The sequence below is a fragment of the Empedobacter sp. UBA6305 genome (genome assembly GCF_002440405.1).
Lineage (GTDB): Bacteria > Bacteroidota > Bacteroidia > Flavobacteriales > Weeksellaceae > Empedobacter > Empedobacter falsenii_B.
In genome coordinates this window covers 20,867-27,166 of the sequence record NZ_DJTP01000012.1, presented here as the reverse complement: position 1 = coordinate 27,166, position 6,300 = coordinate 20,867, and the positions used below count along the sequence as shown (strand labels likewise).

The window sequence follows — 6,300 nt, the reverse complement described above, 5'->3', positions numbered from 1 at the left end:
CTATTTCAGGACGGGACAATTAATAATACTTTAACAGCCTCATCTTTTGATGGGGTTGTTTTCTTTTAAAAATACTTATAAACTAATATGAAAAAAAATGTAATTGTAGCTTTATTCACCTTGTTAGCAATGCCAAGTTTTGCACAAAAAGTTTTACATACCAATGAAAAAATGCTTGAAATAAAAGTAAATGGTAAAATATCAAGCAAATCTTGGGCTATTAATTCTAAAATTAAGCCAGATGTTTTTATGGCAGAAGTTTCAAATGAAAAGAGTGAAGTGATTTATTCTGATGGAAAGAATAATCTTTCTTTTGATTTAAAAAAAGGTGAAACGATTGATTTTTTAATCATTCAGAATAAGAAAGATACCGCTTATCAACGTATTATTGGAATTGCACCTAACGTAAATTTTACAAAAGATTATATCAATAAATATAAAGGAAAAACTGAAGTTGCGATTCCGGAAGTGAGTGAATTGGTCAATATTTTAATGGCTTTGCATCCCGATGCTGAGAAAGAAATTAATATGTTTGACACCAAAACAGAATATTATAAACAAGTAAAAGAGTACTTTAAGCCTTATTTGAATCATCCTGCGATAGATACGATTAAAAAATATATTACAGATTTACAGTATATTGAGGATTACAAAGGAAATATGTTTTCTAATACAAGTTATCGCTATTATTATGCCTTGAAAATGAATGCTTGTGCATATAATTTTGATAAAAACGGAGAGATTAAAAATAATGGAAACATAGGTCAAATGGCAAAAGGCTGGTATACGTTTGATCCGATGAAAGATGCAAAAGTGTTCCAAGATTTTGCAAAAGTGAGTAATTTTAGAGTATTCTATAAGAACAACCAACCGTATTATACAGAACTTTTGCAAAGGTATAATCAATTAAATCCAATTCAGAAAATGCAAAATTGGTTGGATAAAAAGTTCGGATTTGGTTATGGTTCATACGCAGTATATTTTTCGCCGTTAATTTATGGAGCGCATTCTACATCGCGTTTTGAGGATAACGGATTTACACAAACTATTATGTTCATTGCTCGTGCAGATTTTGATTCAAAATTGACTCCTACGCAAAATGAATTGTTAGAATCACGTGTTGTATTTACTGAAATCGATCATAATTATGTAAATCCTGTTTCTGATAAATATGTGAAACAAATCAATGAAGCATTGTCAAATCGTAAAAAGTGGGCGAAACCTACAATAACTGATATGTATGAATCACCTTACAAGGTTTTTAACGAATACATGACTTTTGCTGTTTATATATTATATGTTCATGATAATTATAGCAAAACAGATTTGGATAAATATTTGCCAGAATTGAATGGAATGATGAGTAATATGAGAGGTTTTGCGAAATTTACAGATTTTAATCAAGTAATGCTTGCAAAGTACAAAGAAAATCCATCAATTAATATGACTGATTTATATGAATATATGCTTGATTGGTGTAAAAAAGAGAATGAAATAGATTAGTTTTTTATACAAATAATAGATTTTTTTAATTTCAAACATGAAAAATTTCCTACTCAAAAAAGATATACAAATTTCTGCAAAACGATATTTTATCGATGCAATGGGCGCAATGGCTTATGGTTTATTTGCGACTTTATTGGTTGGTACAATTTTGAAAACTATTGGTGAAGAGTTAGATATTTCTTTTTTAACTGATATTGTTTGGCCAGTTGCGAATCAAGCGACAGGACCTGCGATAGCATTGGCTATTGCTTATAGTTTACGAGCACCTCAATTGGTGTTATTTTCGTCAGCAGTTATAGGAATTGCAGCATATCAATTAGGTGGACCTTTAGGTGTTTTTATAGCGACAATTGTAGCGGTTGAAGTGGGAAAAATGGTAGCAGGCGAAACACGTATAGATATTGTAATTACACCGATTATTACTGTTTTGGTTGGAGTAATCTTAGCACAAATCATTGGTCCTTCTGTTCAACAAATGATGAAATGGATTGGTGAAATAATTATATTTTCAACCGATTCTAATCCTTTGATAATGGGAGTTGTAATTGCTGTAATTGTCGGTATGGTTTTGACTTTACCAATTTCATCAGCTGCTTTGTGTCTAATGTTAGAATTAGACGGTTCAGCAGCTGGAGCTGCAACAATAGGTTGTTGTGCACAAATGATTGGATTTGCTACAATCAGTTTTAAGGATAATGGTTTGAAAGGTGTTTTAGCACAAGGATTAGGGACAAGTATGTTACAGGTTCCGAACATTTATAAAAATTGGAAAATTTGGATTCCACCAACTTTAGCTTCAGCGATTATAGGTCCAATTGCAATTATTTATTTCAATATGGAAAATACAGCTCTAGAATCGGGGATGGGTTCTTGTGGTTTGGTTGGACAAATAGGAACTTTCAATGCTATGAAATCTAAATATGATACTTCATATATTTTAACTTCAATATTAATTTTGCAAATCATTGCTCCAGCAATTATTTCATATTTAATTTACATTTTCATGAAAAAGAAAAACTGGATAAAAGATGGTGATATGAAGTTGAGGTAAATAAAAAATCGGTTGGATAATTCCAACCGATTTTTTATTTAGTTTATACAATATTGATTATTGTAATTTCGAAAAATCAATTTGTGGTGCAGTTTGTTTGTTATCAAACTTGAAAGCTGTTCCAGGTTGTTCAATTTCATTAAAAAAGCCTCCCATCTTCAAGAAATATCCAGTAGATGTTGTTCCTCCAGTTGCATCAATACGTTGATTTGCTTTATAAGTTGCATCAACAGTTAATTTTGCTCCATTTACTTTTTTCCATTCTCCATCATAAACCCATTGATTGTTGAAGTTTACTTTTCTAGTTAAGTAACCTTGTGTTGGCATAAAATTTTATAGGAAAGAGTGAAATCTTTTTAGGTATGTATTTGTATTAGGGCGTTTAAAGCTTGCGATGATTTGCCAATTATTCGTTTCTGGCATAAAAAACCAAGCTGTATAAGTTGTCGAATTATCACCATTTGGAACACCTTTCAATAAGAATTTATACGTTGTATCGGCTTTCCAATTGTATTTCATATAACTTTGTCCACCAGAACCTTCGTTACCGAATTCTCCTGTTTTCACATTGTCTCCTTTCTTTAACAAAACGATTTTTTCATCATCAGGAATACTTTTTGGGTCATCAGTTACGAAAGGACTCCAAACTGAAAACAAAATACGTCTTTCCGTTTGTGAATTAGCTTGAATTCCGAAATATCCTTCTCCAAAACCGTTTGCCATATAATAAGAACCAATTATATCAGCGTCTTTTGGTACAACGATTTCATTGTAGTAATATGAAACATTTTTCTCTGTAGGGATTTCGTAAGCCAAATGGCAAGAAGGTCCACGTCTCGCCCAATAATAGTACTGCGGATCGTTGCTATAAATAATTCCGTTGTCTACTGCAGTTCCACTAACTATCAAATCTGTAATAGGGATTTCGCCTTTCAATCCGCTTAAATCAACAGAAACATAACCCGGTTTTGAAATAGCGAATGTACCTACAGAAATAGTTTTATCAGTAGATTTCCAATTGTATTTTTTTGTTTTTTTATTGAAACCAACATTTAATTGAGCGTCATTTTTAGCTTCACCCTTTAATTGAATATTAACATTTCCAGTTCCTAAAACTTTGAAATACGTTTTTGTTACATTTTTAGTTTGTGGAGAAATTAAAGCATTCACTTTTGTAACTGTAGAAGATGATCCTTCTTTATGACCGACTTCAAAAGCATTTCCAACCAAAGGAATGTCATAAGTTTTTGTTTGTTGTGCGATTACATTTCCTCCAACCAAAACGGAAAGAGAGAATAAGATGTAATGAATTGTTTTCATGGTGTTAATTTAATTTATATTTTAATAATTCGTATCCCCTCCTTCAAGACTAACTGTATTTGATTCTTTTACAGTTTTTTTAAGAACATTTTTATCATCATTGTTATTCTTCGGTTGATTTATTTCTTTTTCAATGATTTGTGTAGGTGATCTATCTACAGCATTAATTTGTGGTTGGTTTTCTTCAATCTTTTGATTTTCAGTAGTTTTTCGGTTGGTGTTACGCAATTTATCCAACAAACGTTTTGCTTGCTTAGCTTCTTCAGTTCCGTCATAAGCGGTAACTACAATTTCTAAAGCTTGCTCAAAATCGCTATCTTTTCCAGTTTGTTTGATTGCATAAGCATTTAATAAAGCAAATTTAGCAACGATAATTTCTGTCGGAAATTTCACAATTGCTTCTTGTACTTTTTTCTTTACGTCATCATATTTTTTATCTTGATACAACGTGTATGCAACTTTGTAGGCTTCTAAAGCTTCTTTTGTTTCAGCAGTGATGTATTCAACTTCTGGATTAAGAATATAACCTGCATAAATCGTATTTGGATATTTTGTTAGAATGATATTTTTGTATTCATCTTCTAATTTTTGATCACGATTTTTATAAATACGATACAATTGATAAGTCGCTTTTAATAACACATCTTCCGATTTTGGAGGCGAAGCAACCAAGGCTTTCAACTCTTTTCCAGCTAATTCTGAGTTATTGAAAATATCAAAATATCCAGTACCTAAAGACAATTGCGTTGTATCTCTCACAACTTTCAACTCATTCAATGCTTTTTGAGAAGTTGGAATTTGATCTAAATAATAATCAAGTTCAAAACGTCTTGGATCGCCAGCAGCAATTTGCCCTGTCAATTCATTCTGTTTGTCCTCAATTACAGTACTTATCGCATTCGAATTTCTCCAATTATCTTTCAACGAAATTCCTCCCCAAATACGTTGGAATTCTTGCTGTCCAGTCGATTTTAAATTTTGATTATAGAAATAGAATTTTCCTTTATCAGCATTATTGAAACTCGTCGTAAAACTTGCTGTTTTATTCTCTAACTGAAAAGTTTCCATTTCTTTTTGCTCTTCTATAGCTTGCTTTTCTTCTTTTTTCTTTAATTTTTCAATATAATCTGTGAAGAATTTTGATTGATCTTCTTTTGGAAGTGCAGCAAGTTTTAGAATTGAATCATTTTTCTGAACTAAATAATGTTTTTCCATCAATTTTTTCAAAACATCATTTCGTTTCTGAATACGCGTTTGATCTTCTGGCAAATTATAACTTGTTTGTGCCGAATCATAATAAGCCGATGCGTAAACATAATCGTTTTGCTTGAACTTTATATCACCATAATTTTCGAAAGCGCGCCCACGAATATAAGGATCAGACATTGGTTCCTTCAAACTCAATTTTGCATATTCTACAGCATCATCCATTTTGTCAGCTCGAAAAGCCATTTCAGAAATTCCGTAATATAACTCGTTTTTCTTCGATGCATAAATTCCTTTATTCGAGATGTCCAACAAGTTTTGCTTGTAATTTCCGTAATTATTAATTTTTGGATCAAAATTAGCTGCAATCGCCAACTGCGATTTGATTTCCATATCAAATCCAGGCTTCATTTTATAAACTTGCGTGAAAGCTTCACCAGCTTCTTGTTGTTTTCCTAATTTAGAAAAAACTTGTCCTAACGTATAAAATATTCGAACTCGTTCATCTTTATTTGTAGAAAAATATTCGGCTTTTTGCAATGGATCAAGTGCTTCTTCGTACTTTTTTTGATCAATTAAAAATTGAGCATAGGTACGCGCAATCATTGTTTTTAATTCTTTACTTTTATACGGATCGTTTTCGTAAAGTTTTTGTAAAGTTTCGATTCCATCAAAGTAATTTCCACCTTTTATTTCGGCAACAGTTTTGTAAACATGCGCTTCTTGCGCGTATTTAGAATCTTTGAAATTTTTGACAACATAGTTTAAAGCATCAAGCGCTTCAAAGTATTTTTTTTGATAAAATAATGATTTTCCAATCAATAAATAAGCGCGACCCATCAAAGGATTATTTTCTTTTCCTTTAATTAACATCGAATGTTTTTCGATTGCTTTCGAAGCTTTTGCCTCTACAGCAGCAAATCCAACAGGTTTTTCTACTTTATCTTGATTATTTCGATTTCCACTTCCAATACCAAAATTGGGCGTATTAAATTCACCTAAATTAGCAGAGTCCGAAACAGAAAAATATTCTATTCCAACAGGTAAAATCTTCGAGTAATTTTCTACATAATTTGTTTGTAGTTCTGTGTTCTTTTTTTCTAACTCATCCTCAGCATTGAATACTCCATTAAACCACGATGTCATCTTGTGATATTGTCGGTTTTTGAAACTATTTTTTTGCGTAGAACAGCCGATTAAAAAACTTGCGGCGAAGA

At 31.6% G+C, this 6,300-nt stretch carries 3 protein-coding genes and 1 pseudogene; 2 read left to right on the top strand and 2 right to left on the bottom strand.

The genetic code is table 11. The features are described from left to right. Positions 1-87: 87 nt before the first annotated feature. Positions 88-1,503 (top strand): DUF4932 domain-containing protein, encoded by a 1,416-nt coding sequence (locus tag B3M86_RS03230; protein ID WP_291049241.1) that lies wholly within the window; start codon positions 88-90, stop codon positions 1,501-1,503. A 37-nt stretch (positions 1,504-1,540) separates the two neighbouring features. Continuing rightward, positions 1,541-2,557, top strand: coding sequence for a PTS transporter subunit IIC (locus tag B3M86_RS03225; RefSeq protein ID WP_125350329.1), 1,017 nt, complete (start codon positions 1,541-1,543; stop codon positions 2,555-2,557). A 57-nt stretch (positions 2,558-2,614) separates the two neighbouring features. On the opposite strand, the pseudogene B3M86_RS03220 reads toward B3M86_RS03225, so the two are convergent. Together B3M86_RS03220 and B3M86_RS03215 are read right to left on the bottom strand one after the other, a co-directional pair. Beyond that, a pseudogene (locus B3M86_RS03220) lies at positions 2,615-3,877 on the bottom strand (DUF3472 domain-containing protein). 21 nt (positions 3,878-3,898) lie between these two features. Next, complete coding sequence (locus B3M86_RS03215; RefSeq protein WP_291049244.1) at positions 3,899-6,229, bottom strand: tetratricopeptide repeat protein; 2,331 nt, start codon at positions 6,227-6,229, stop codon at positions 3,899-3,901. Between the last annotated feature and the right edge of the window lie 71 nt (positions 6,230-6,300).